Here is a 23,867-nt window from a genome sequence, read left to right on the forward strand (position 1 = left end):
TCCCTGCGCCATAGCCATGAGATGAATTCCCTTCTCCGCGAAAAGTCAGGAGGAAAGCGGAGGGAATGTGATCACGACAACGGCGTCCGCGCAGTGCTCGTTGGCCTTGTCCGACGTTTCCGTCAACATCTTCTCGGTCGGCGCCCCCTCGCCCTTCGCCTTCGCGGCCGCCATGCCGTGGAAATTCGAGATGCTGGAGGCGAGGTATCCGTCCTTGAGCTGCGCCCTGCCCTTCTGCACAGTCTTCTCCCACTTCGCGACGCCTGCCTTGTCGCTGGGGATTTCCTTCGCGGCGTCGACGAGTTGCTGCGCCAGCGCGCAGTCGGCCTTGGACGCCTGGCTGGGCCTGTTGTGCTCCGTCCACCAGTAGTTTCCGGCGACCGCGGCCGCCACGAGAATCACCGCCGCTATAGCGCCGGACAGGACGGCCTTCTTCGTCCGGTTGGACGTGGGAACAGTGGAAACCGACATGATGCCCTCCGAGAATTTCTGCCGATGCTGTTTCTCGACTTGTGTCGACCAGCAGGATTTATTCTCGAAGACCGGGCTTCGCGTCACATCGGTTCAGAACCTGATCTCCGGGCCGGGCGATTGCGACCGGAAGGGGAGGTGGGGACTACGACCACAGTCGCAGTCCGGCCTCTTCCAGCAGGTGAGGGCCGGTCAGCCCGCGGGCGTCACGAGCCCCGAGTCGTAGGCGAAGATGACGGCCTGCACCCGGTCGCGCAGATCCAGCTTGGTGAGGATCTTCCCGAAGTGGGTCTTCACGGTCGCCTCGGCGATGAACAGGCGGGCGGCGACCTCGCTGTTGGACAGGCCCTCGGCGATCAGCTCGAGCACCTCCTGTTCGCGTCCGGTCAGCATCTCCAGGCGCTCGTTCTGGCGGGGCGTGGCTGCCAGCTTGCCCGCGAACCGGTCCAGGAGCTGGCGCGTGACGCGCGGGGCCACGACGGACTCACCGGCCGCCACCACGCGGATCGCCCCCACGACCTCCTCGGGCGGGGTGTTCTTCAACAGGAAACCGCTCGCCCCGGCCTGCAGCGCGGCGAAGGCATCCTCATCGGTGTCGAACGTGGTGAGCACCAACACCCGTGGCGATCCGGAGAGTTGACTCAGTCGCCGGGTCGCCTCCACCCCGTCCAGCACGGGCATGCGGATGTCCATGATGACGACATCGGCCTTGGTGTGCGCCAGCAACGCCAGGGCGTCCGCGCCGTTCTCCGCCTCCCCCACGACCTCGATGTCGCTCTGCGCGGCGAGCACCATCGCGAATCCCGCCCGGATCAGCGGCTGGTCGTCCACCACGACCACCCGGATCGGCTCACTCATCCGACTACCCCCATCGTCCTCACCGGCAGTTTCGCAGCGACCTGCCATCCCGTGCCCAGGCGCGGTCCGGCGGCGAAACTGCCGCCGGACACCTCCAGTCGCTCCCGCATTCCCACAAGACCATTGCCGCCGGCCCTGCTGCCCACCACGGGACCGGAGCCGGAGCCCGAGCCGACGAGTTTGCCGGCTCCGTCGTCCGCCACCTCGATCCGCACCACGTCCTTGTCGAACTGCAGTGTGATGGTGACTTCCGCGCCGGGGCCGGCATGCCGAAGCACATTGGTCAGGCTCTCCTGGACGACCCGTAGCACGGTCAGTTCGTCCGCTGTCGACAGCCCGCCCCGGTCACCCTCGATCTCCAAGGTCACCTTCAGCCCCGCGGCGCGGGCACGCTCAGCCACCGTCTCCAGGTCGTCCAGCGAGACCCGGCGGCGAGCGACGTCCGCGTCCGATGCCTCGCCCTGCCCGGAGGCCCGTCCACCGCGCAGGACCCGCACGATCCGGTGCATGTCGTCCAGCGCGTCCCGCCCGGTGTCGCCGATCGCCTTCAGCGCCGAGCCCGCCTTGTCCGGGTCCGACTTGAGGACATAGCCGGCCCCGTCAGCCTGCAGAATCATCACCGCGAGACTGTGGGCCACCACGTCGTGCAACTCCCTGGCGATCTCCGCGCGTTCCTCGGCGGCGGCGAGCTGCACGAGGTGTTCCCGCTCCCGTTCGGCCGTGGCCGCCCGGTCCTCCAGAGTGGCCACATACAGCCGGCGGGTCCGCAGCACCATGGCGGTGAGCCAGATGGCCGCGCAGACACCACCGATCGCGACGATGTCGCCGAGACCCTCGCCGGACTCCTCACCGAAAGGAAGGATCCCACCGAAGGCCACGGCCACACCCAGCAGGACGATCGCACCCGCCCAGTAGGCATGCCGCATCGACTGGGCATGGGTGACCACCGAGACCATCGCGATGAGCAACGCCGCGTCGTACACGTCCGACCCGTTCAGCAGCACGTACTGCACCAACGCGAGCCCCGAGACCACGCCCATCACGGTCATCGGCCGCTGCCGCCGGAACATCAGCGCCAGGGCCATCGCCCAGCCGAAGAACAGGGCGGCCCCATCGTCGGCGCTCGATGCCAGGACAACCACGAGCGCCGCGACGGCGATGTCGTACGCCGTGTATATCCACGGCAGAGCCAAAAGACGGCGCAACATGGGCAACAGGCTACGACACCCGCCCGCGAAGGATGTCGGCCACGGCCGGCGGCGGGTGGACGCCGTTACGTCCACCCGCCGCCGGCGGTAACGCGTTCCTCCTGATCACCGGTGCGGTAAACGGCGATCGCGGTCGTCGTCGGCGTGCACCGCTCCGTCGCGATCTGCCCGGTGAGCGCCACCCTGAGCGGGTTGGGTGGGCTCGGTGGCGCTGCGGGGGCCATCGAATCCGGGGTGCCGGCGGCGTGAAGTCATTCGAGGCGCAGCGGTGGGACGCCGCAGTCGGCCGCTGGGTGACCTTCGCGAGCCGCGACACCGGTATCGGCCACGACCTCACAGTGACCGGCTTCGGCGGTGTCACGACCTCCCGAGGAAAGGGGCCCGCCCTCAGGAAGGGTGGTCGCCCCCTTGGCGATCTCGTGGCCCGGGCCTCGTCGAGTCGCTACCGTTGAGTCGTGACCGCACTGCCCGACTGGATGCGCCCGCCGCGCGCGGAAGGCTGGTTCGCGGAGGACCTGGACCGCCTCCCCGAGGCACCCCGCCACACCGAGCTGATCGACGGAGCCCTCGTCTTCACGATGTCGCCCCAGCGGTCCTGGCACGGCCGGTTCCTCACTTCCCTCACCACCACACTCATGGCGACCGCGCCCGTCGGGTTCGAGATCGAAAGGGAAATGACGATCGCCTTGACGAGCGCAACCGGCCGGAGCCGGATCTGCTCGTGACGACCGCCCCCTACGACCCGGACAGCACGTGGTGTGCGCCGGAAGAGGTCCGGCTCGTCGTCGAGGTCGTCTCACCGGAGACCGCCCATCGTGACCGCACAGTGAAGCTGCACAAGTACGCAGAGGCCAAGATCCCGCACTATTGGTGCGTCGAGGAAGAGAGCGGCACCCCCGTCGTCCATGTCTACGAACTCGACGAACCGACCGGCGTCTACGCACCCGCCGGCATCTTCCGGGGCCCCCTGAAGCGTCCTGTGCCTTTCGAGATCAGCCTGGATCTCGACAAGCTCACCCCGCAGCGGAGCCACTAGGAGTCAGGACCAAGTCGGCACGGGAACGCAGAGGGGGTCGAGCTCGCCAGAGCCCGACCCCCTCTGACCTGCACGCTTGACAAATCATCTAGCGCACAGCAACCGCACGATCACACGTTGAAGCGGAATGTCCGAGCCCCGGCCCTGACCTGCGACGGAGCCGCACGCAACGCCCTGAAACCAGGCATTTCCCCGTTGACGTCCGTTGGGTCCCGACGGTCGCTTACGGGTGTCCTGCGGACTCTTTACGGACCGCTCCCAGCCGCGCCTGCTCTTCCTCGACGATCTGGCGGGCCATCGACGTATCCGAAACGTCAACCGCGTCCGGCGTCGACTCGGCGACCGCGCTGCGACGTGCGTACGCGTCGAACAGACGGGTCTTGTTCTTCAGCGTCTCCACCATCCGCTCGTCCACCCCGCGGGTGGCGAGCAGCCGGTGCACCCGTACCGAGCGCACCTGCCCCATGCGGTGGGCCCGCGCCACCGCCTGGTGCTCGATGGTCGGTTTGATCTGAGGCTCACAGATGATCACGACGGACGCGGCCTGCATGTTGAGCCCCACTCCCGCCGCCTCGATCTGCGCCACCAGCACCGCGTGCCCCGGCACGGCGGCGAACTCGTCCACAAGCTGCTGACGGCGCGCGGGCGGCACGCTTCCCGAGATCGGACCGAACACCTGACCGCCGCCATCGCTCCACGCGCCGTCCAGCGTGCCCTTCACCGTTCCAAGGACGTCTCTGAAGTTGGAGAACACCACCACCTTCAACCCGTTCTCGGCGGCGTCCTCGACGATCTCGCGCAGCCGGTTCAGCTTGGCCGACTTCTCGGGGCGCGCGTACGCCGCTCTGCGCATCGCCATGAAGTTGCCGGCGCGCACGGCCTCGCGGTAGGCGTCTTCGTCCGACGCGCTCAGCTCCTCCCACTCGTCCGTGTGCTGGAGCGCGGGCAGTTCCGTCAGAACGTCCTGCTGGTTTCGGCGCAGATAGACCGGGGCGACGGCCTTCCGAAATGCCTTGGAACCGGCCACTCCGTCACGGTCACCGACAGCCCCTGCCAGGTGCGGCTGGAGAATCTGCACAAGGCTGCGAAACTCGGCCACTCGGTTCTCCATGGGCGTGCCGGTCATGAAGAGAACGCGTTCGCAGTGCCCGGACCATTCGGTCACGGCCTGGGAGCGACGGGTCTTCGGATTCTTCACGTAGTGTGCCTCGTCCACGACCAGCATCCCCACCTCGCCGCCTTCGGGGGCCGGGAAACCACGCAAGGCGTCGAAGGTGGTCACACCTACGCCGCCCCGGCCCTTCCAGTCGGCGAACGCTTCCTGCCTGTCGGGGCCGTGAAGAGGCATCACGCGCAGCTTGCTGCGGGCCTCGATCTCCCGTGTCCAGTTGATCAGGACGCTGGCCGGACAGACGACCATGAAGTGGCTATTCCCCTCGGCGGCGAGATGAGCCAGAGCGGCGATGGCCTGAATGGTCTTGCCGAGCCCCATCTCGTCGCCGAGGATCACCTTGCGTTGCGCCAGGGCGAAGCGAGCCCCGAAGGCTTGATAGCCCCGCAGCGACACCCGCCGGTGAGTGTCATCAAGCATCTGGTCGCGGACCCGCTCGGCAACTTCGTCGGGCAGGAACCCCTCGGCGGCGGCCGCATCAGGTCTGCGGCCGGAGATCTCCGCGAGCAGGCTGTAGTACTCGGCGGAACGCAGCTCGAAGTCGACCCAGGCCGCAACCTCGGTAGGGGTGCCGCGCAGCAGATCGACCGACGCCTGTGCGAGCAGCTCCGGCACACCGCCCCGCGTTGCTTCCTCGGTCAGCCTGCGGACCTCTGCGACGGCCTCCAGCGCCCGAACTCGTTTGGGCTGCCCCACCAGCAGCATCCGCAGCCGCCCGGCGGCCGGCTTGGCCTCGGCCAGCAGCGGACCGAGCCGCTCCGTGAGAGCCACGGCCGTGTCGGCGGCTCGCCGCGCATCGGGGCCCGCTTCCACCAGCACATGCAGGGCCATGACGAGTGCGGTGGTTCGCGGCTCCGGCCGATCCACGTCGATGTGGACGGCAATGGTCTCCCGAACGGCGTCGGCTATCTGGCGTGCCGCCGCGATGACTTGATCAGCGGTCCGCTGTCCCACGCCGGGAATCTGCCGCAAACGGTAGGACCCGGCGTCAAGCACCTGCCGGACCGACCGCAGCCCGCTCCTCTCGACCTCCCCGAGCCTCAGCCGCCCCTCGGTAATCTCCTTCAGCCGGGCCACTGGGATGGCGTCGAGCGCCTGTTCCGCCGCCATATCGCAGATCGGCTTCAGCGCCGCCCGAACTACCTCGACAGCCCGCCCGTGGTCACCGGCCACCGCCTGCGCCGCCTCGTACAGCCGCGCTCCCGCGGCAACCGCCTCCCGCTCACTGCGCCCCATCCCGCCCCGGCCCCTCTCGCTGTGTCCCCGCATACTGCCACCGGTGCCCCTGGCACCGACCGGGACCGCAGACATTGTGTACACATGGCACACTCGGTACCCTGGGGTCATGACTCAGCCGCTGCCCATGGAGTCCATCCGCGACGTACGCGCTCACTTGGCCGAAGTCGTCGAACGGGCCGACCGCGACGACGTGCCCACTGTCATCACCCGCCGCGGCAAGCAGGTAGCCGCAGTGGTCTCGATCGAGGTACTGCGCAAGTACCAGGAGTGGGAAGAGCGCGAGATCAACCGCATCATCGACGAGCGCATGGCAAACCCGGCCGTCGGCGTCCCGATCGAGGACGTGATGAGGGAGACGCTGGCACGCAGTGAGTGACTACCGCACGGTGTTCCGGCCCGAGGCCCAGGCGGAGCTGCGCAAGATCCCGCGTGACATGGCGCTTCGCATCCTGGCCAAACTGACAGAGCTGGAGAGCGACCCCTTCGGCTTCAACACCACCGCACTCGTATCCCAGCCCGAGCGCCGCCGCCTACGGGTCGGCGACTACCGTGTCGTCTACACGATCGACAACGGGGAGCTGGTGGTGTGGGTCGTACACGTCGGACACCGTTCCACGGTCTACGACACGTAGCCGCTCCAGGTTCTGCGGACTACTGCGGACAGCACAACGGCCTGACCTGCATCGCCGCAGGTCAGGCCGCCTCCAGGTACGCGATCAGACGTTGAAGCGGAACTCCACCACGTCCCCGTCCTGCATCACGTACTCCTTGCCCTCCATGCGGGCCTTGCCCTTCGCGCGGGCCTCCGCGACCGAGCCGGTTTCCACCAGGTCGGCGAAGGAGATGACCTCCGCCTTGATGAAGCCCTTCTGGAAGTCGGTGTGGATGACGCCGGCGGCCTCGGGGGCGGTGGCGCCCTTCTTGATGGTCCAGGCGCGGGATTCCTTGGGGCCGGCCGTGAGGTAGGTCTGGAGGCCGAGGGTGTTGAAGCCGACGCGGGCGAGGGTGGCCAGGCCGGGCTCCTCCGCGCCGACCGACTCCAGGAGTTCCATCGCGTCCTCCTCGTCCAGCTCGGCGAGGTCCTGCTCCAGCTTGGCGTTGAGGAAGATCGCCTCGGCGGGGGCGACCAGGGCGCGCTGCTCGGTCTTGAAGTCCTCGTCGACCAGTTCGTCCTCGTCGACGTTGAAGACGTAGAGGAACGGCTTGGTGGTCAGGAGGTGCAGGTCGTGCAGGAGCTCCTCCTTGCCGGAGCCCTGGGCGATGCCCGCCGAGAACAGGGTGTCGCCCTTCTCCAGGATCTCCTTCGCCGCCTTGACGGCCGCGACCTTCGGGACGACGTCCTTCTTGATCCGCGACTCCTTCTGGAGACGGGGCAGGACCTTCTCGATCGTCTGGAGGTCCGCGAGGATCAGCTCGGTGTTGATCGTCTCGATGTCGTCCTTCGGCGAGACCTTGCCGTCGACGTGGACGACGTTCTCATCCTTGAAGGCGCGGATGACCTGGCAGATCGCGTCGGACTCCCGGATGTTCGCGAGGAACTTGTTGCCCAGGCCCTCGCCCTCGCTCGCGCCGCGCACGATGCCCGCGATGTCGACGAAGTCGACGGTCGCCGGGAGGATGCGCTGGGAGGAGAAGATCTCGGCCAGTTTCGTGAGGCGCGCGTCGGGGACGCCGACCACCCCGACGTTCGGCTCGATCGTGGCGAACGGGTAGTTGGCCGCCAGCACGTCGTTCTTGGTCAGGGCGTTGAACAGGGTCGACTTGCCGACATTCGGCAGGCCGACGATTCCGATCGTGAGCGACACGTTGCGACTTCCCGTAGTGAGAGGGCCAGGGGGCCGGTTCCCTCGAGGCGAGGGCCAGGGGGCGGAGGGCCGACCGGTCCACCAGTTTACGGCGTGCCCGCGCGCGGCCCGGCGCAGCTGTCGAACGGATGGCCAAGCCCGGCCCCCCGGCGTGTCCGACACCCGATTCGGCACATAAAACGACCTAAGTTGGTCCAGTGGAGCAACACTGGACCCGTCCGCCGAGCCGAGGCGCCACCCGACGCGACCCGCTGCCGCCTCTTCCGTCCGTCCCATCCGTCCCGCCCCTTCCGCCTCAGGGCGGTGGGCGGGAGGAGCGGGGGCGCGAACGGCAGCCGCGTCCTGCCGCGCCTCGTAGTGGTCCCGCCCCCGTAAGGCCCCTGGTGCTGCTTGCCGGGCGGCGCGTGCCCAATCCGCGGCTCACCGGGCTCGGCGCCGGGCTCTTCAGCGCTGCGCTGATGTTCCTGCTCGGCTGCCTGGACCAGCTGCTGTTCGGGGCCTCGCTGACGGTGTACAGCGTGCTGTTCCTGCCGGCCTGCCTGCTGACCGGCCTGTGGGTGCGCGGCGGCGACCTGCTCTCCGCACCCGTGGTCGTGCCGATCGCCTTCGCCGTCGGACTGCTGCCCGTGGCCGAGGGCGGGCACGGGTTCGGGGCCCGGCTGATGGGACTGGTGACGGCGCTGGCCACCCAGGTCGGCTGGCTGTACGGGGGAACGCTCCTGGCCGCGCTGACCATCCTGGCGCGCGGCCTGCGCCGAGCGGCGGCCCGCCGACAGGCCGCGCGGGCTCGGCCGCGGCACTAGGGGGCTTCTGATGGATCTCCGCGGCGTCGCGACGCCCGGCACGCACTCTCGCCGCACCGGGCGAGAGCACGCACCGAACGCCGCTCCTTCTCCCACGGAGATCCATCAGAAGCCCCCTAGCTCCCCTTCGCCGCGTGCATCGCCGCTCCCACGATCCCCGCGTTGTTCTGCAGCTGGGCCGGGACGATCTCTGCCTTGATGCCCTCGATGAAGTGCAGGAACTTCTCCGACTTGCGGCTGACGCCGCCGCCGATGATGAACAGTTCGGGCGAGAAGAGCATCTCGACGTGTTCGAGGTACTTCTGGACGCGGTGCGCCCAGTGCTCCCACGTCAGCTCGCCGTCCTCCTTGGCCTTGCTGCTGGCGCGCTTCTCGGCGTCGTGGCCGTGCAGTTCCAGGTGGCCCAGCTCGGTGTTGGGGATGAGCACGCCGTCCACGAAGAGGGCGCTGCCGATGCCCGTGCCGAACGTCAGCAGGATCACCGTGCCGCTGCGGTCGCGGCCGGCGCCGAAGGCCATCTCGGCGACACCCGCCGCGTCCGCGTCGTTGACCATCGTCACCGGCAGGTCGCCCAAGCGCTCGCCGAACAACGCGCGCGCGTCCGTGTCGATCCAGCTCTTGTCGACGTTGGCCGCCGTACGGATGGTGGATCCGCCGGTGACCACGCCGGGGAAGGTCAGGCCCACAGGGCCGGTCCAGCCGAAGTGGTCCACGACCTGCTTCACCCCGTCGGCGACGCTCTCGGGCGTCGCCGGATGCGGGGTGAGCACTTTCAGGCGCTCCTGAGCCAGGTCGCCTTTGTCCAGGTCCACAGGGGCGCCCTTGATCCCGGATCCACCGATGTCCACGCCGAAGATCTGCATGGCCCTACGTTACGACGACCGACTGACAGTCACTGCGCCGAGGCACCCGCGGCGCCGCTCCCGCCGCGCTCGGCGACCAGCGCCGCAGCCTCTTCGCGCAGGTCACGGCGGAGTTCCTTGGGCAGCGAGAAGGTGATGTGCTCCTCGGCGGCCTTGACCAGCTCGACGTCCCCGTAACCGCGCTCGGTGAGCCAGGCCAGGACCTCCTCGACGAGGATCTCCGGGACGGAGGCCCCGGAGGTGACGCCCACCGTGGTGACGCCCTCCAGCCAGGCCTCGTCGATCTCGCTCGCGAAGTCCACCAGGTAGGCCTCGCGGGAGCCGGCCAGCTTGGCGACCTCGACGAGCCGCTTGGAGTTGGAGGAGTTGCGGGAGCCGACCACGATCACCAGCTCCGCCTCCGCGCCCATCTGCTTCACCGCGAGCTGACGGTTCTGCGTGGCGTAGCAGATGTCGTCGCTGGGCGGGGAGATGAGCTGCGGGAACTTCTCCTTGAGGGCGTCGACCGTCTCCATGGTCTCGTCGACCGAGAGGGTGGTCTGGGAGAGCCACACGATCTTCGACGGGTCGCGGACCTCGACCTTGGCGACGTCCGCGGGGCCGTCGACGAGCTGGATGTGGTCGGGCGCCTCGCCGGAGGTGCCGATGACCTCCTCGTGGCCCTCGTGCCCGATCAGCAGGATGTCGTAGTCCTCGCCTGCGAAGCGGACGGCTTCCTTGTGGACCTTGGTGACCAGCGGACAGGTCGCGTCGATCGTGGCGAGCTGCCCGCGCGCGGCCTCCTCGTGGACGACCGGGGCGACGCCGTGCGCCGAGAACATCACGATGTTGCCGGGCGGGACCTCCTCCGTCCGCTCGACGAAGACGGCGCCCTTCTTCTCCAGGGTCTGCACGACGTACTTGTTGTGGACGATCTCGTGCCGGACGTAGACCGGGGCCCCGTACTGCTCCAGGGCCTTCTCGACGGCGATCACGGCACGGTCGACGCCCGCGCAGTAGCCCCGGGGAGCGGCGAGCAGGACACGGCGGCGGGCTGGCGAAGCAGTCATGCGTCCCATCGTAAGGGCGCTCGCGGCCCTTGCGATGCGTGCACCGGGGGCTGCGCCCCCGGACTCCCGGACGGGCTGATCATCCTCACCGGCGTTGTCAGTGCGGGCCGATACTCTCGTTCGCATGGCTGTGAACACGTCCGCGGACGCCCCGTTGCCCGTCGGCGAGGTCTCGCGGCTCATCGGAAGCTGGATCGACCGGCTCGGCGCGGTGTGGGTCGAGGGGCAGATCACCCAGTTGTCGCGGCGCCCGGGCGCCGGCGTCGTGTTCCTGACGCTGCGGGACCCGTCCCACGACATCTCCGTGGGCGTGACCTGCTACCGCCAGGTGTTCGACGCGGTCGCGGACGTCGTGGGCGAGGGCGCGCGGGTCGTCGTCCACGCGAAGCCGGAGTGGTACGCGCCGCGCGGGCAGCTGTCGCTGCGGGCCGTGGAGATAAAGCCGGTCGGCGTCGGCGAGCTGCTGGCGCGGCTGGAGCAGCTGAAGAAGTCGCTGGCCGCGGAGGGGCTCTTCTCACCTGCGCGCAAGAAGCCGCTGCCCTTCCTGCCGCAGCTCATCGGGCTGGTGTGCGGGCGGGCCTCCGCGGCCGAGCGGGACGTCCTGGAGAACGCCCGGCACCGCTGGCCCGCCGTTCGCTTCGAGGTGCGCAACGTGGCCGTCCAGGGCGTGCACGCGGTGACGCAGGTGGTCCAGGCGGTGAAGGAGCTGGACGCCCTGGAGGCGGTGGACGTGATCATCGTCGCGCGGGGCGGCGGAAGCGTGGAGGATCTGCTGCCGTTCTCCGACGAGCAGTTGGTCCGGGCCGTCGCGGCCTGCCGTACGCCGGTCGTCTCGGCGATCGGGCACGAGCCGGACAACCCGCTGCTCGACCATGTGGCCGACCTGCGCGCCTCGACGCCGACCGACGCCGCGAAGAAGGTGGTGCCGGACGTCGGCGAGGAGCTGGAGCGGGTGCGGATGCTGCGCGGGCGTGCGCGCCGGTGCGCGGAGGCGTTCGTGGAACGGGAGGAGCGCGGGCTCGCCCATGCCCTCGCGCGGCCCGCGATACAGGATCCGCACCGGATGATCGACGAACGGGCCGATCACATCGCCTCGCTCCTCGGCCGTTCCCGGCGCACGGTCGGGCACCTCCTGGACCGCGCCGACTCGGAGCTGACGCACACGCACGCACGCGTGGTGGCCCTCTCGCCGGCCGCGACGCTGAAGCGGGGGTACGCGGTGCTCCAGAAGGCCGACGGGCACGTGGTCCGGGATCCGGGTGAGGTGGCGGCGGACGAGACGCTGCGCGCGCGGGTCGCCGAGGGCGAGTTCACTGTTCGGGTCGACAGTGACATTCACGGCTGACGGCCACCCGAGCTGACGACCACCAGGGCCGGCAACCACCAGGGCTGACGACCAACCAGGGCGACGACAACTAGGACGGGGTGCATGACGGGCAAGGTCGAGGAAACCCTCGGGTACGAGCAGGCGCGTGACGAGCTGATCGAGGTCGTACGGCGACTGGAGGCGGGGGGCACGACCCTGGAGGAGTCCCTCGCCCTCTGGGAGCGCGGTGAGGAGCTGGCCAAGGTGTGCCGACGCTGGCTGGAGGGCGCGCGGGCCCGGCTGGACGCGGCGCTCGCGGAGGAGGAGACCGAAGGGGAGGGCGGGGAGAGCGGGGACAAGTAGGCGCGCGGGACGTCAGCTGTGAGGGCGATCACTGCACACCTGAGTTTTGTTGAACTTTGAACATCTCTCGCGTACCGTCGTGGACGTCAGCCGGTCCGGCAGCCCGGATCCGGACGCGCACCAGAGGAAGTCCACGCATGTCTCTCGTTCTTGACGCCGGCGCCCAGGACCTGCTGTTCCGCGAGGCCCGCACCGCGAACACCTTCACCGACGAGCCGGTGACCGACGAGCAGATCCAGGCGATCTACGACCTGGTCAAGTACGGGCCGACGGCGTTCAACCAGACGCCGCTGCGCATCACCCTGGTCCGCTCCGCCGAGGCCCGCGAGCGTCTGGTGCAGCACATGGCCGAGGGCAACCAGGCCAAGACCGCCACCGCCCCGCTGGTCGCGATCCTCTCCGCGGACAACGAGTTCCACGAGGAGCTGCCGACCCTGTTCCCGGCCTTCCCCCAGGCCAAGGACCTGTTCTTCGGCGAGCGCGCCGCCCGCGAGGGCTCCGCCAAGGTCAACGCCGCCCTCCAGGCCGCGTACTTCATCATCGGCGTCCGCGCCGCGGGCCTCGCCGCAGGTCCGATGACCGGTCTGGACTTCGAGGGCGTCCGCAAGGAGTTCCTGGACGACGACCACACCCCGCTGATGGTCGTCAACATCGGCAAGCCGGGCGAGGCCGCCTCGTACCCGCGCTCCCCGCGCCTGGCGTACGACGACGTCATCACCACCGTCTGACGCATCTGCCGCACGAGTGAGACCCCCGGCGATCCCGCCGGGGGCCTCACTCACGACCTGCGCGCCACGACGCTCACGCCAGCTTCAGCGCGCCGGCCATCGTCGTCAGCTGTTCGAAGGAGCCCGTGCCCGCCACCACCGTGGTGGAGCCCTCGGCGTCCTGCAGGACGAGCGCGTCGTAGCGGCCGCCTGTGTAACGGGTCCAGGTGCGGCCGCCGATCTGCTCGGTGACCTTGGTCTCGGTCGAGCCCTGGCTGGCCTGGTCGATGAACTGCGAGCGCTTCTGAGTGGACTGCTCGATCGTCACGTACTCCCCGTCGGGGGCGTGGAAACCGAGGTGCCAGGCGTCGAAGTCGTCGCCCTTGAAGCGCACCGAGGTCGCCTTCCAGGTGTCGGGCAGGCCCTCGGGCGCGGCCACCGGGTACGACGCCGCACGGCGCGCCGTGAGGAGCTCGATGCGGTAGTCGACCTTTTTGACGTCGGGAGCGCGATCGTCGTGCGGGACGAAGAGGTATATGACTCCCGCCGCGATCATGATCACGCCCAGGGAGAGGATCATGTCCCGGGCCGTCTTCTGCTTGCCTTTCACACCTGCCACGCCCCCTATCGTCGCAGGTGCCCGGTGCGCTCATCCGTGGGGTCCCCTGCTCATTTTGTCGGACTGACGATAGAGTCGGGATCGAACCCTCATCCGGCCGTCGTCGTATCAGTCAGAAAGGTGCGCTCCGATGACCGAGCATCATCAACTGCCGTCCGAACTCGATGTTCCCTCCGAGGCCCCCGACCGCAACCTCGCCCTCGAACTGGTCCGGGTGACCGAAGCCGCCGCCATGGCCGCGGGCCGCTGGGTGGGACGCGGTGACAAGAACGGCGCCGACGGCGCCGCGGTGCGCGCCATGCGGACCCTCGTCTCCACCGTGTCGATGAACGGCGTGGTCGTCATCGGCGAGGGCGAGAAGGACGAAGCCCCGATGCTCTTCAACGGCGAGCGCGTCGGTGACGGCACCGGGCCCGAGGTCGACATCGCGGTCGACCCGATCGACGGCACCACGCTGACGGCAAAGGGCATGCCGAACGCGATCGCCGTCCTCGCGGCCACCGAGCGGGGCGCGATGTTCGACCCGTCGGCCGTGTTCTACATGGACAAGCTGGTCACCGGGCCCGAGGCCGCCGACTTCGTCGACATCGACGCTCCCGTGTCGGTGAACATCCGGCGCGTCGCCAAGGCCAAGCGGGCCACGCCCGAGGACGTCACCGTCGTCATCCTGGACCGGCCGCGGCACGAGGGCATCATCGAGGAGATCCGGGCGACCGGTGCGCGGATCAAGCTGATCTCCGACGGTGACGTGGCCGGCTCGATCCTGGCCCTGCGCGAGGGCACCGGCGTCGACCTGCTGCTCGGCATCGGCGGCACGCCCGAGGGCATCATCTCGGCCTGCGCCGTGCGGTGTCTGGGCGGTGTCATCCAGGGCAAGCTGTGGCCCAAGGACGACGAGGAGCGGCAGCGGGCGATCGACGCCGGGCACGATCTCGGCCGGGTGCTGGCCACCGAGGACCTGGTGACCGGGGAGAACGTGTTCTTCGTCGCCACCGGGATCACCGACGGCGAGCTGCTGCGCGGGGTGCGGTACCGGTCGGAGACCGCGACCACCGACTCGATCGTGATGCGGTCGAAGTCCGGGACGGTCCGGCGGATCGACTCAGAGCATCGACTGAGCAAGCTGCGGGCGTACAGCGCGGTCGATTTCGACCGGGCGAAGTAGCGCGCCCCCGCTGCACAAGCCACAAGAAGCAGGGCGCCCCCGGTGCGGAGGGGGCGCCCCTTTTCTGTGGGGCCTTTGCGGTGGGGCCTTTTCGCCGGGGCGGTCAGCCCGCCGCCGCTATGCGGCCCGTCGTGCGGGCCGCCTTCTGGAGTTCCACGTCGCGCCGGCGGCGTCGGGCGAGGACCACTCGGCGCTCGGCGGCGGTGAGGCCGCCCCAGACGCCGTAGGGCTCGGGTTGCAGGAGCGCGTGTTCGCGGCACTCCACCATCACGGGGCAGCGCGCACAGACCCGCTTCGCCGCTTCCTCGCGGGAGAGCCGGGCGGCTGTGGGCTCCTTGGAGGGGGCGAAGAACAGGCCTGCCTCGTCGCGCCGGCACACCGCCTCGGTATGCCAGGGAGCGTCTTGGTCCCTGTCGCGACCTGGCACCCGCTGGGCCGGTACAGCGGCGACCTGCAGGGACGAATGCGGCGGTTGCAGCACGGGTCTACTCCTGACGACGGCTTCGCGAGCGAGAGACGATGCAGCAAGGCCTACCCGCTGTGCGCGTGCCTATGCACTGAGTTCCGAACCGCCGCGGCCACGCCGGCTCTCCCGCACTCTTCACTACCGTCAACGGTCCAGGTGTTTGCGCAAACTCTTGTCGACCTTGTGCTGAACCCGATCGAGAATGTCCGCGACGAGCTTTCCGCGCTTCGGTCGGCCCTCGATGCTGCCCAGCACCGCCCAGCCGTCGACGTAGACCACCGGGGCGTCGTGCTCCGGGGAATCGAGCGAGACGACCTCGAAGCTCCCGAGCACCGCGCCGCCGGTGCCCCGCAGCGAGACGTTCTCCGGAACGCGGACCTCCACGCTGCCGAAGACCGAGAAGGCCTTGATCACGACCTGCCGGTACTCGAACAGCGCCTCGGTGAGGTCGATCTCGACGCTGCCGAAGATCGCGTACGCGTGGAGGCGGCGGCCCGCGCGCCAGCGACCCCTGCGGACGGCGCTGCTGAAGACCGCGACCACGGTGTCGTCGGGGTCGGCGGGTATCTCGCCGGGGGTGGGCCGGCTGGGCGCGGAGGCGAAGGAGGGGCCGGGGCCGGGGGCCGCACGCCGCTCGTGGGCTGCGGGCAGGTCCCGGACGAAGACCTCCAGCTCGCCGACGGTCTTGGCGGCCAGGACGCCCTCGACGCGCTCGGCATGCTCGTCGGCGGTGAGCCGGCCCTCCGCGAGCGCCTCGCGGAGCATGTCGGCGATACGGTCACGGTCGGCGTCCGAGGCGCGCAACTCGGCCGTCGGTGTGGGGGCGGCAGCGGTCTGCTTCTGAAGGTCCACGGGAGCAGCGTACCCAAACACGATAGATCGCGATAGCCCCCGCAGGGATGGTCCGCGGTCGAACTGAGCCATACCTCACAAGCTCGCCGTCCGAAGCAGGTCCTACGCTGGTGAGCGCCCGCCAATGGAGGCGGCCGCTGTCTGTCGAGTGAGGAATGGGCGAGATGCCTGAGTTCGCGTACACCGATCTGCTCCCCATGGGAGAGGACACCACCCCCTACCGGCTGGTGACCTCCGAGGGTGTCTCCACCTTCGAGGCCGACGGGCGGACGTTCCTCAAGGTGGAGCCGGAGGCGCTGCGCAAGCTCGCCGAGGAGGCGATCCACGACATCCAGCACTACCTGCGGCCCGCGCACCTCGCGCAGCTGCGGCGCATCATCGACGACCCCGAGGCCTCGGCCAACGACAAGTTCGTGGCCCTCGACCTGCTGAAGAACGCGAACATCGCGGCCGCCGGCGTGCTGCCGATGTGTCAGGACACCGGCACCGCGATCGTCATGGGCAAGCGCGGGCAGAACGTGCTCACCGAGGGCGGCGACGAGTCGGCCCTGAGCCGCGGCATCTACGACGCCTACCTGAACCTGAACCTGCGCTACTCGCAGATGGCCCCGCTGACCATGTGGGACGAGAAGAACACCGGCTCCAACCTCCCGGCGCAGATCGAGCTGTACGCCACCGACGGCGGCGCGTACAAGTTCCTGTTCATGGCGAAGGGCGGCGGCTCCGCCAACAAGTCGTTCCTCTACCAGGAGACGAAGGCCGTCCTGAACGAGGCCTCCATGATGAAGTTCCTGGAGGAGAAGATCCGTTCGCTGGGCACGGCCGCCTGTCCGCCGTACCACCTGGCGATCGTGGTCGGCGGCACGTCCGCCGAGTACGCGCTGAAGACCGCGAAGTACGCCTCCGCGCACTACCTGGACGAGATCCCGGCCGAGGGCTCACCGCTCGGGCACGGCTTCCGGGACAAGGAGCTGGAGGAGAAGGTCTTCGAGCTGACGCAGAAGATCGGCATCGGCGCGCAGTTCGGCGGCAAGTACTTCTGCCACGACGTGCGCGTGGTGCGTCTCCCGCGGCACGGCGCGTCCTGCCCGGTCGCCATCGCCGTCTCCTGCTCCGCCGACCGCCAGGCCGTCGCGAAGATCACCGCCGAGGGGGTCTTCCTGGAGCAGTTGGAGACCGACCCGGCGCGCTTCCTGCCGGAGACGACGGACGAGCACCTCGACGAGGCGTCGGACGTCGTGAAGATCGACCTGAACCAGCCGATGGAGTCGATCCTCGCCGAGCTGACGAAGTACCCGGTCAAGACGCGGCTCTCGCTCACCGGCCCGCTGGTCGTGGCCCGCGACATCGCGCATGCCAAGATCAAGGAACGGCTCGACGCGGGCGAGGAGATGCCGCAGTACCTGAAGGACCACCCGGTGTACTACGCCGGTCCGGCGAAGACCCCTGAGGGCTACGCGTCCGGCTCCTTCGGGCCGACGACCGCCGGCCGTATGGACTCCTACGTGGAGCAGTTCCAGGCCGCGGGCGGCTCCAAGGTGATGCTCGCCAAGGGCAACCGCAGCAAGCAGGTCACCGACGCGTGCGATGCGCACGGCGGCTTCTACCTCGGCTCCATCGGCGGCCCCGCCGCCCGGCTCGCCCAGGACTGCATCAAGAAGGTCGAGGTCGTCGAGTACGAGGAGCTCGGCATGGAGGCCGTCTGGAAGATCGAGGTCGAGGACTTCCCGGCCTTCGTCGTCGTCGACGACAAGGGCAACGACTTCTTCCAGGACCCGGCACCCGCGCCGACGTTCACGTCGATTCCGGTGCGGGGGCCGGGTCTGGTGTGATGCGTGCGATCCTGTGACGGACGCCCGCCCCTGATTGACGCAGGGGCGGGCGTTCTGTCGGATCAGTACCTGATCAGCCGGAGCAGACGACGAAGTTGATCGCGTCGCCCTTCTTGACGGTCTTCGGGGCGTGCGGGGACACCTCGATCACCGAGCCCGGCTTGCAGCCCTTGACTGCCTTCTTGGTGACGATGCCGAGCTTCGTCTGGGTCTTCTCGAGGAGCGGCTTGGCGAGCACCATGTCCATGCCCGCGAAGTCGACCGGGATGGTCACGCTGCCGTTGACGTACAGGATGGTGGTGGCGTCGTTGGCGGCGGGCGTGCTGGTCGCCGCGGGGGTCGAGCTGCTCTTGCTCGCGACCGAGGTGGCAAGGGCCGTCCCACCGCCCGCCGCGATGAGGGCGGCGGCGACGGCAGCGATGCCGATGGTCCGACGCTGACGGGTGCGGCGCAGGATCTGCGGCGCGTCGAATTCGGGGGTCTCGGCGGAGTTCGCGAATCGGTTCATGGCGTTTGTCAGTTCCTCTTCGAAAGGTGTGCAGCTGGAAGGCCGCGCATCGCCGTACGAGGTCATCGGATTCCTTCCGTGTGCCGCTGCGGTGAAGGGCCGGAGAGTGCGGGGAACTGACTTCTGAGCTTCTCGATGCCCCGGGCCAGCTGGGAGCGGACCGTGCTCGGCGTGATGCCGAGGTCGGCCGCTATCTCGCTGTCCGAGAGGTCGTCGAAGTATCGCAGTACCACCACGGTCCGCATCCGCATGGGCAGTTGCTGCAACGCGCGCACCAACTGGTCCCTGCTGTCGACCTGCCCGTACTCGTCTCCCGGGGCGGGGGTGTCGCCGTCCTCGGGGTGGTGAGTCGTGGTCAGTCGGCGGAATCTCCGCCAGCGGTCATTGGCCAGGTTCACCATGATCCGCCGGACGTAGGCGTCCGGAGCGTCCTTCGCTGCGATGATGCGCCACTTGCGGCATGCCTTCTCCAGGGTCTCCTGGACCAGGTCCTCCGCCGCCTCACGGTTTCCCGTGAGGACCAGCGCGCCCCGGAATAACGCGGTCGATCGAGCGGCCACGAATTCCTGGAAGTCCGTCTCCACACGCTCCTCCCTTCCTGTCACCCCCTCGACGTGAACACGCCCGCTTCTGCTGCACGGCCGTGATGAGACCTGGGTCACAGGGCGTCACTCGTGCGGCTGACCCGCCCGGATCCCGGAACATTCCGGCCGCCGCGATCGCTGAACGGGACATGAGCGAATACCGGATCGAGCACGACTCCATGGGCGAGGTACGCGTTCCCGCGGAGGCCAAGTGGCGGGCCCAGACGCAGCGGGCCGTGGAGAACTTCCCGGTCTCGGGGCAGCGTCTGGAGCGCGCGCACATCGAGGCCCTGGCGCGCGTCAAGGGCGCCGCGGCGAAGGTGAACGCGCAGCTCGGGGTGGTCGACAAGGACATCGCGGACGCCATCCAGGAGGCCGCCGCCGAGGTCGCCGAGGGGCGGTGGGACGAGCACTTCCCGGTGGACGTGTTCCAGACCGGGTCCGGTACGTCGTCCAACATGAACGCCAACGAGGTCGTGGCCACGCTGGCCGGTGAGCGCCTGGGCCGGGACGTGCACCCCAACGACCACGTCAACGCCTCCCAGTCCTCCAACGACGTCTTCCCCTCCTCGATCCACATCGCGGCCACCGCCGCCGTCACACGCGATCTGATCCCCGCGCTGGAGCATCTGGCCGCGTCCCTGGAGCGCAAGGCGGCGGAGTTCGCCGACGTCGTGAAGTCGGGGCGCACCCATCTGATGGACGCCACGCCCGTCACCCTGGGCCAGGAGTTCGGCGGATACGCGGCCCAGGTGCGGTACGGCGTCGAGCGGCTGACCGCCTCCCTCCCCCGGCTCGCCGAGCTGCCGCTGGGCGGTACCGCCGTCGGCACCGGCATCAACACGCCGCCCGGTTTCTCCGCCGCCGTCATCGAGGAGGTCGCGCGGGCCACCGGGCTGCCGCTGACCGAGGCGCGCGACCACTTCGAGGCGCAGGGCGCGCGGGACGGCATCGTCGAGACCAGCGGGCAGCTGCGGACGATCGCCGTCGGACTGACCAAGATCGCGAACGATCTGCGCTGGATGGCCTCCGGACCGCGCACCGGACTGGCCGAAATCAGCCTGCCCGATCTCCAGCCCGGCTCCTCGATCATGCCCGGCAAGGTCAACCCGGTGATCCCGGAGGCCGTCCTGATGGTCGCCGCGCAGGTCGTCGGGAACGACGCGACGGTGGCCACGGCGGGCGCGGCCGGCAACTTCGAGCTCAACGTCATGCTGCCGGTGATCGCGAAGAACGTGCTGGAGTCGATCCGGCTGCTCGCCAACGTGTCCCGGCTGCTCGCCGACCGGACGGTCGACGGCATCGTCGCGCACCGCGAGCGCGCCCGCGAGTACGCCGAGTCCTCGCCGTCCGTCGTCACCCCGCTGAACAAGTACATCGGGTACGAGGAGGCCGCGAAGGTGGCCAAAAAGGCGCTGTCGGAGCGGAAGACGATCCGGCAGGTCGTGCTCGAGAGCGGGTACGTGGAGCGCGGGGATCTGACGGTTCAGCAGCTCGACGAGGCGTTGGATGTCCTGCGGATGACGCACCCGTAACCGCGGCCGAAACCTTCGCGCCCCGACGTGAGAACCGTGACGCGCGCCGCAGCGTCGTATGGCCATGGCACCTAATATCTGTGCATGGCAGACGGTGGAGCGGTGAGACGCGGAGGAACGGGCGGTACGGCCGCTTTCTGGCAGCCCGGGGACCGGATCCTGTGGCGCTACCGGGAGAACGGCGGCGCGCATGTCCACATCGCCCGCCCGGTCACCGTCGTGCGGGACGACGAGGAGCTGCTCGCCGTGTGGCTGGCACCGGGCACGGAGTGCGTCAAGCCGGTGCTCGCGGACGGCACCTCACCGCACCAGGAACCGCTGCGCACCCGATACACCAAGCCGCGGACCGTGCGGCGCGGCCACTGGTTCGGCACCGGCGTGCTGAAGCTGGCCCGGCCCGGTGAGCCCTGGTCGGTGTGGCTGTTCTGGGAGCCGGGCTGGCAGTTCAAGAACTGGTACGTCAACCTGGAGGAACCGCTGGCCCGTTGGGACGGCGGGGTGGACTCCGAGGACCACTTCCTGGACATCTGCGTCTATCCGGACCGCAGTTGGGGCTGGCGCGACGAGGACGAGTTCGCGCAGGCCCAGCAGGACGGACTGATGGAGGCGACGGTGGCCGCGCAGGTGCGGGAAGCGGGCCGCAAAGCGGTCGAAGTGATCCGCGCCTGGGGGCCTCCGTACAACGAGAGCTGGCAGCACTGGCGCCCGGATCCGTCCTGGGCCGTACCGTTGCTGCCGGAGGACTGGGACCGCACCCCCGCGCACCTGTCCACGTGAGACCCTTGATGCGCCCCCGGGCAACAAACGTAGGATCGTCCTCCGCAAGGCACGCAGGTAGTAACTCCCGGAGCAGACGCCGGGTCTGACCGAACGTCACCGAGGGGCGGCAGGACGTGAGCGAGGGGCACGACGGCAACACCGGCGGGATGTTCGACGTCGGCCCCCAGGGTCGCGTCAGGTCCACCCGTGACACAGGAACAACCTCTGACCACGCGGGAATTCCGTTCCGGGGACACGTATTCCGGGTATCGGGTTTCCTGCGGGACCAACTGCGCGCGCGGCGCGCAGCCCCGGACGGACGGATTCGACACGCGTGACGGAGCAGCCCACCTCCTACGAACGCCCCCAGGGCGTCGACCCCACGGATCCCCGTGGGGCACTCCTGCATACCCCGGCGCCCGCGCCGGGCGCGTCCGCCTTACCACCCGACACCTCGGGCACGACGACGCGCGGAAAGGGCGGCAAAGGCGGAAAGGGCGACATGGGCGGCCAGGGCAGCCAGGGCGGCGGCCAGGGAGCCGCAGGGAACGCGGGGAACGCTGGAAAGGACCCGGCCGGTCCGGAGGCCGGTTCCGACACCGAGCACTCCCAGCCGTCGGCGTCCGACGAAGCGACGGGCGCGCCCCCCGCGCGAGCCAAGCCCAGCGTGGGCGAGCATCGGCCGCGTCCCGCGCCCGAGTCCATCCCCGCCCAGCCGGGCGGCGCCGAAGCGCGCCCGGAGCGCGCTGCCGGCCCGCAGGACCGGCGCGGCGGGAGCGCGGTGACACCCGGTCGGCCCACGCCCATGCGGCGGGACGGCGACCGGCTGCGCTTCGTGGGCGCCGCGACCCGGCGGATCGCCCGTGGCCTGGACCTCGACGAGATCGTGATGGGGCTGTGCCGGGCCACCGTGCCGACCTTCTCCGACGCGATCCTCGTCTATCTGCGCGACCCGCTGCCGGTCGGCGACGAGCGGCCCGCGGCGGACCGCATCATGCTGCGGCTGCGGCGCACCGACCGCATCCCGGAGGAACGGGACACCGAGACCGGCTTCGCCGCGCTGGCCCTGCCGCCGCCGGAGCCGGGGGAGCTGACCGCCGAGTTGTCGGCCGCGGTCGCGGAACTGTGCGAGGTGCGGCCCGGCGGGGCGCTCGCGGAGGTGTTGCGCGGGGTGCGTCCGGTGTTCGCCGACGCCCCGGCCGCACGCGCCGCGCTGCCCGAACTCCTGGGCGAGGACAGCACCTTGGTCATCCCGGACGGCCAGCGGGCCGTCCTGGCCCCGTTGCGGGGTCGGCGCCGGGTGATCGGCGCCGCGGTGTTCCTGCGCCGCCCGGAACGCATCCCCTTCGAGAACGACGACCTGCTGGTGGCCGCCCAGCTCGCCACCCACAGCGCCCTGGGCATCGACAAGGCGGTGCTGTACGACCGTGAGGCGTACATCGCCGACGAGTTGCAGCGCACGATGCTGCCGGAGACCCTGCCGCGTCCCACGGGCGTACGGCTGGCGTCCCGGTATCTGCCCGCGGCCGAGACCGCGCGGGTCGGCGGCGACTGGTACGACGCCATCCCGCTGCCCGGCAGCCGGGTGGCGCTGGTGGTGGGCGACGTCATGGGGCACTCCATGACGTCGGCGGCCATCATGGGACAGCTGCGCACGACGGCCCAGACCCTGGCCGGTCTCGACCTGCCCCCGCAGGAGGTCCTGCACCACCTCGACGAGCAGGCCCAGCGGCTGGGCACGGACCGCATGGCGACCTGCCTGTACGCGGTCTACGACCCGGTCTCGCACCGCATCACCATCGCCAACGCGGGCCATCCCCCGCCCATTCTGCTGCACCTGGGCGGCCACGCCGAGGTGCTGCGGGTGCCGCCGGGCGCGCCGATCGGCGTCGGCGGGGTCGACTTCGAGGCGGTGGAGCTCGACGCCCCGGCCGGGGGGACGCTGCTGCTGTACACCGACGGCCTGGTCGAGTCCCGGCTGCGGGACGTGGCGACCGGTATAGAGCAGCTGCGGGAGAAGCTGGCCGCGACCGCCCAGCTCACCGGCCCCGACCATCCGCCGCCCCTCGAGGCCCTGTGCGACGAGGTGCTCGACATGCTCGGCCCGGGCGACCGGGACGACGACATCGCGCTGCTCGCCGCCCGGTTCGACGGGATCGCGCCCAGCGACGTGGCGTATTGGTTCCTCGAACCGGAGGACGCGGCACCCGGGCGGGCCCGTCGGCTGGCGCGCCGGGCGCTGTCCCGCTGGGGTCTGGAGGACATGACCGACTCGGTCGAGCTGCTGGTCAGCGAGGTCGTCACGAACGCGGTGCGCTACGCCACCCGGCCGGTCACCCTGCGGTTGCTGCGGACCGACGTGCTGCGCTGCGAGGTCGGGGACGACGTGCCGCAGCTGCCCCGGCTGCGGCAGGCCCGGGCCACCGACGAGGGCGGGCGCGGCCTGTATCTGGTGAATCGCCTTGCCCGGCGCTGGGGCGCCACGCGGCTGAGCACCGGCAAGGTGGTCTGGTTCGAGCTGAACCGGAGCTGAGCGAGGCGGAGGAAGCGAGCAGAGAGGGGGCCCCGGGGAAATGCCGGGGCCCGCGCAGCTGTGGGTGTTAGGTAAAGCACACCACGGAAGACCAGTGAAACAAACCGGTATGTGGGTTGGCGGGTGGTGGGGGTG

23 protein-coding genes and 1 pseudogene are annotated in these 23,867 nt (G+C 69.7%); 12 read left to right on the forward strand and 12 right to left on the reverse strand.

The window, feature by feature from the left end:
- Positions 1-45 precede the first annotated feature (45 nt).
- The 3 genes from AB0J04_RS09135 to AB0J04_RS09145 form a co-directional block, all read right to left on the reverse strand.
- The gene (locus AB0J04_RS09135) at positions 46-558 is read right to left on the reverse strand and encodes a hypothetical protein (protein ID WP_363167704.1); all 513 of its coding nucleotides are present in this window, start codon (positions 556-558) and stop codon (positions 46-48) included.
- Between the two features lie 105 nt (positions 559-663).
- Entirely contained in the window at positions 664-1,329 is a 666-nt protein-coding gene (locus AB0J04_RS09140) for a response regulator transcription factor (RefSeq protein ID WP_363167705.1), read from the reverse strand.
- A complete protein-coding gene (locus tag AB0J04_RS09145) occupies positions 1,326-2,537 on the reverse strand; it encodes a histidine kinase (RefSeq protein WP_363167706.1) in 1,212 nt (403 codons plus the stop codon). The genes AB0J04_RS09140 and AB0J04_RS09145 overlap by 4 nt, the downstream gene beginning before the upstream one ends.
- 455 nt (positions 2,538-2,992) lie before the next feature.
- Here AB0J04_RS09145 and AB0J04_RS09150 point away from each other — a divergent pair.
- Positions 2,993-3,573, forward strand: a pseudogene (locus tag AB0J04_RS09150) (Uma2 family endonuclease).
- Between the two features lie 223 nt (positions 3,574-3,796).
- Here the strand turns inward: AB0J04_RS09150 and AB0J04_RS09155 are convergent.
- Positions 3,797-5,980: a DEAD/DEAH box helicase gene (locus AB0J04_RS09155; protein WP_363167707.1), complete on the reverse strand. Its 2,184-nt coding sequence runs from the start codon at positions 5,978-5,980 to the stop codon at positions 3,797-3,799.
- A 109-nt stretch (positions 5,981-6,089) separates the two neighbouring features.
- Here AB0J04_RS09155 and AB0J04_RS09160 point away from each other — a divergent pair, with 109 nt between their 5' ends.
- Positions 6,090-6,359, forward strand: a complete 270-nt coding sequence (locus AB0J04_RS09160) for a type II toxin-antitoxin system Phd/YefM family antitoxin (protein ID WP_363167708.1) — start codon at positions 6,090-6,092, stop codon at positions 6,357-6,359.
- Positions 6,352-6,615, forward strand: a complete 264-nt coding sequence (locus AB0J04_RS09165) for a type II toxin-antitoxin system RelE/ParE family toxin (RefSeq protein ID WP_030207783.1) — start codon at positions 6,352-6,354, stop codon at positions 6,613-6,615. The genes AB0J04_RS09160 and AB0J04_RS09165 overlap by 8 nt, the downstream gene beginning before the upstream one ends.
- Positions 6,616-6,699: 84 nt before the next feature.
- On the opposite strand, the gene ychF is transcribed toward AB0J04_RS09165, so the two are convergent.
- Positions 6,700-7,788, reverse strand: coding sequence for a redox-regulated ATPase YchF (ychF, locus tag AB0J04_RS09170; protein WP_363167709.1), 1,089 nt, complete (start codon positions 7,786-7,788; stop codon positions 6,700-6,702).
- 197 nt (positions 7,789-7,985) lie between these two features.
- Here ychF and AB0J04_RS09175 point away from each other — a divergent pair, with 197 nt between their 5' ends.
- Positions 7,986-8,591 carry a DUF6542 domain-containing protein gene (locus AB0J04_RS09175; protein ID WP_363167710.1) on the forward strand — a complete coding sequence of 202 codons (606 nt, stop codon included), beginning with the start codon at positions 7,986-7,988 and terminating at the stop codon, positions 8,589-8,591.
- A gap of 116 nt (positions 8,592-8,707) precedes the next feature.
- Here the strand turns inward: AB0J04_RS09175 and ppgK are convergent, their stop codons facing one another.
- Both ppgK and AB0J04_RS09185 read right to left on the reverse strand, forming a co-directional pair.
- On the reverse strand, positions 8,708-9,454 hold the full coding sequence (ppgK, locus tag AB0J04_RS09180) for a polyphosphate--glucose phosphotransferase (protein ID WP_363167711.1): 747 nt from the start codon (positions 9,452-9,454) through the stop codon (positions 8,708-8,710).
- Positions 9,455-9,483: 29 nt separating this feature from the next.
- Positions 9,484-10,512, reverse strand: a complete 1,029-nt coding sequence (locus AB0J04_RS09185) for a 4-hydroxy-3-methylbut-2-enyl diphosphate reductase (protein ID WP_363167712.1) — start codon at positions 10,510-10,512, stop codon at positions 9,484-9,486.
- Between the two features lie 115 nt (positions 10,513-10,627).
- On the opposite strand from AB0J04_RS09185, the gene xseA reads away from it, so the two are divergent.
- The 3 genes from xseA (at position 10,628) to AB0J04_RS09200 (ending at position 12,900) form a co-directional block, all read left to right on the forward strand.
- On the forward strand, positions 10,628-11,848 hold the full coding sequence (gene xseA / locus AB0J04_RS09190; protein WP_363167713.1) for an exodeoxyribonuclease VII large subunit: 1,221 nt from the start codon (positions 10,628-10,630) through the stop codon (positions 11,846-11,848).
- Positions 11,849-11,932: 84 nt separating this feature from the next.
- Positions 11,933-12,172, forward strand: coding sequence for an exodeoxyribonuclease VII small subunit (locus AB0J04_RS09195; RefSeq protein ID WP_363167714.1), 240 nt, complete (start codon positions 11,933-11,935; stop codon positions 12,170-12,172).
- Between the two features lie 137 nt (positions 12,173-12,309).
- Complete coding sequence (locus AB0J04_RS09200; protein ID WP_363167715.1) at positions 12,310-12,900, forward strand: malonic semialdehyde reductase; 591 nt, start codon at positions 12,310-12,312, stop codon at positions 12,898-12,900.
- Positions 12,901-12,973: 73 nt separating this feature from the next.
- On the opposite strand, the gene AB0J04_RS09205 is transcribed toward AB0J04_RS09200, so the two are convergent.
- Complete coding sequence (locus AB0J04_RS09205) at positions 12,974-13,498, reverse strand: DUF4245 domain-containing protein (protein ID WP_363167716.1); 525 nt, start codon at positions 13,496-13,498, stop codon at positions 12,974-12,976.
- A 130-nt stretch (positions 13,499-13,628) separates the two neighbouring features.
- On the opposite strand from AB0J04_RS09205, the gene glpX reads away from it, so the two are divergent.
- On the forward strand, positions 13,629-14,663 hold the full coding sequence (gene glpX, locus AB0J04_RS09210) for a class II fructose-bisphosphatase (protein ID WP_363167717.1): 1,035 nt from the start codon (positions 13,629-13,631) through the stop codon (positions 14,661-14,663).
- Positions 14,664-14,766: 103 nt separating this feature from the next.
- On the opposite strand, the gene AB0J04_RS09215 is transcribed toward glpX, so the two are convergent.
- Together AB0J04_RS09215 and AB0J04_RS09220 are read right to left on the reverse strand one after the other, a co-directional pair.
- On the reverse strand, positions 14,767-15,144 hold the full coding sequence (locus tag AB0J04_RS09215; RefSeq protein WP_363167718.1) for a WhiB family transcriptional regulator: 378 nt from the start codon (positions 15,142-15,144) through the stop codon (positions 14,767-14,769).
- A gap of 129 nt (positions 15,145-15,273) precedes the next feature.
- Positions 15,274-15,981, reverse strand: a complete 708-nt coding sequence (locus AB0J04_RS09220; RefSeq protein ID WP_363167719.1) for a DUF1707 domain-containing protein — start codon at positions 15,979-15,981, stop codon at positions 15,274-15,276.
- A gap of 164 nt (positions 15,982-16,145) precedes the next feature.
- Between AB0J04_RS09220 and AB0J04_RS09225 the strand changes: the two genes are divergently transcribed.
- Positions 16,146-17,813 carry a fumarate hydratase gene (locus tag AB0J04_RS09225; RefSeq protein ID WP_363167720.1) on the forward strand — a complete coding sequence of 556 codons (1,668 nt, stop codon included), beginning with the start codon at positions 16,146-16,148 and terminating at the stop codon, positions 17,811-17,813.
- A 73-nt stretch (positions 17,814-17,886) separates the two neighbouring features.
- Here the strand turns inward: AB0J04_RS09225 and AB0J04_RS09230 are convergent, their stop codons facing one another.
- Positions 17,887-18,321, reverse strand: coding sequence for a PASTA domain-containing protein (locus AB0J04_RS09230; protein WP_363167721.1), 435 nt, complete (start codon positions 18,319-18,321; stop codon positions 17,887-17,889).
- Between the two features lie 62 nt (positions 18,322-18,383).
- A complete protein-coding gene (locus AB0J04_RS09235; protein ID WP_363167722.1) occupies positions 18,384-18,905 on the reverse strand; it encodes a SigE family RNA polymerase sigma factor in 522 nt (173 codons plus the stop codon).
- A 149-nt stretch (positions 18,906-19,054) separates the two neighbouring features.
- Here AB0J04_RS09235 and AB0J04_RS09240 point away from each other — a divergent pair, with 149 nt between their 5' ends.
- From AB0J04_RS09240 to AB0J04_RS09250, 3 genes are all read left to right on the forward strand, one after another.
- Positions 19,055-20,440 carry a class II fumarate hydratase gene (locus AB0J04_RS09240; RefSeq protein ID WP_363167723.1) on the forward strand — a complete coding sequence of 462 codons (1,386 nt, stop codon included), beginning with the start codon at positions 19,055-19,057 and terminating at the stop codon, positions 20,438-20,440.
- Between the two features lie 84 nt (positions 20,441-20,524).
- Positions 20,525-21,217 carry a DUF402 domain-containing protein gene (locus AB0J04_RS09245; RefSeq protein WP_363167724.1) on the forward strand — a complete coding sequence of 231 codons (693 nt, stop codon included), beginning with the start codon at positions 20,525-20,527 and terminating at the stop codon, positions 21,215-21,217.
- Positions 21,218-21,533: 316 nt separating this feature from the next.
- Positions 21,534-23,732 carry a SpoIIE family protein phosphatase gene (locus AB0J04_RS09250; protein WP_363167725.1) on the forward strand — a complete coding sequence of 733 codons (2,199 nt, stop codon included), beginning with the start codon at positions 21,534-21,536 and terminating at the stop codon, positions 23,730-23,732.
- Positions 23,733-23,867 lie beyond the last annotated feature (135 nt).

This window comes from Streptomyces sp. NPDC050263, assembly GCF_040655955.1.
Lineage (GTDB): Bacteria > Actinomycetota > Actinomycetes > Streptomycetales > Streptomycetaceae > Streptomyces.

Bases quoted from the DNA above. Each gene is read 5' to 3' on its own strand.
- glpX (WP_363167717.1), top strand. From the start codon at position 13,629: ATGACCGAGCATCATCAACTGCCGTCCGAACTCGATGTTCCCTCCGAG.
- AB0J04_RS09185 (WP_363167712.1), bottom strand. From the start codon at position 10,512: ATGGGACGCATGACTGCTTCGCCAGCCCGCCGCCGTGTCCTGCTCGCC.
- AB0J04_RS09240 (WP_363167723.1), top strand. From the start codon at position 19,055: ATGAGCGAATACCGGATCGAGCACGACTCCATGGGCGAGGTACGCGTT.
- xseA (WP_363167713.1), top strand. From the start codon at position 10,628: ATGGCTGTGAACACGTCCGCGGACGCCCCGTTGCCCGTCGGCGAGGTC.
- AB0J04_RS09195 (WP_363167714.1), top strand. From the start codon at position 11,933: ATGACGGGCAAGGTCGAGGAAACCCTCGGGTACGAGCAGGCGCGTGAC.
- AB0J04_RS09225 (WP_363167720.1), top strand. From the start codon at position 16,146: ATGCCTGAGTTCGCGTACACCGATCTGCTCCCCATGGGAGAGGACACC.
- AB0J04_RS09230 (WP_363167721.1), bottom strand. From the start codon at position 18,321: ATGAACCGATTCGCGAACTCCGCCGAGACCCCCGAATTCGACGCGCCG.
- AB0J04_RS09140 (WP_363167705.1), bottom strand. From the start codon at position 1,329: ATGAGTGAGCCGATCCGGGTGGTCGTGGTGGACGACCAGCCGCTGATC.
- AB0J04_RS09200 (WP_363167715.1), top strand. From the start codon at position 12,310: ATGTCTCTCGTTCTTGACGCCGGCGCCCAGGACCTGCTGTTCCGCGAG.
- ppgK (WP_363167711.1), bottom strand. From the start codon at position 9,454: ATGCAGATCTTCGGCGTGGACATCGGTGGATCCGGGATCAAGGGCGCC.
- AB0J04_RS09145 (WP_363167706.1), bottom strand. From the start codon at position 2,537: ATGTTGCGCCGTCTTTTGGCTCTGCCGTGGATATACACGGCGTACGAC.
- AB0J04_RS09245 (WP_363167724.1), top strand. From the start codon at position 20,525: ATGGCAGACGGTGGAGCGGTGAGACGCGGAGGAACGGGCGGTACGGCC.
- AB0J04_RS09155 (WP_363167707.1), bottom strand. From the start codon at position 5,980: ATGGGGCGCAGTGAGCGGGAGGCGGTTGCCGCGGGAGCGCGGCTGTAC.
- AB0J04_RS09160 (WP_363167708.1), top strand. From the start codon at position 6,090: ATGACTCAGCCGCTGCCCATGGAGTCCATCCGCGACGTACGCGCTCAC.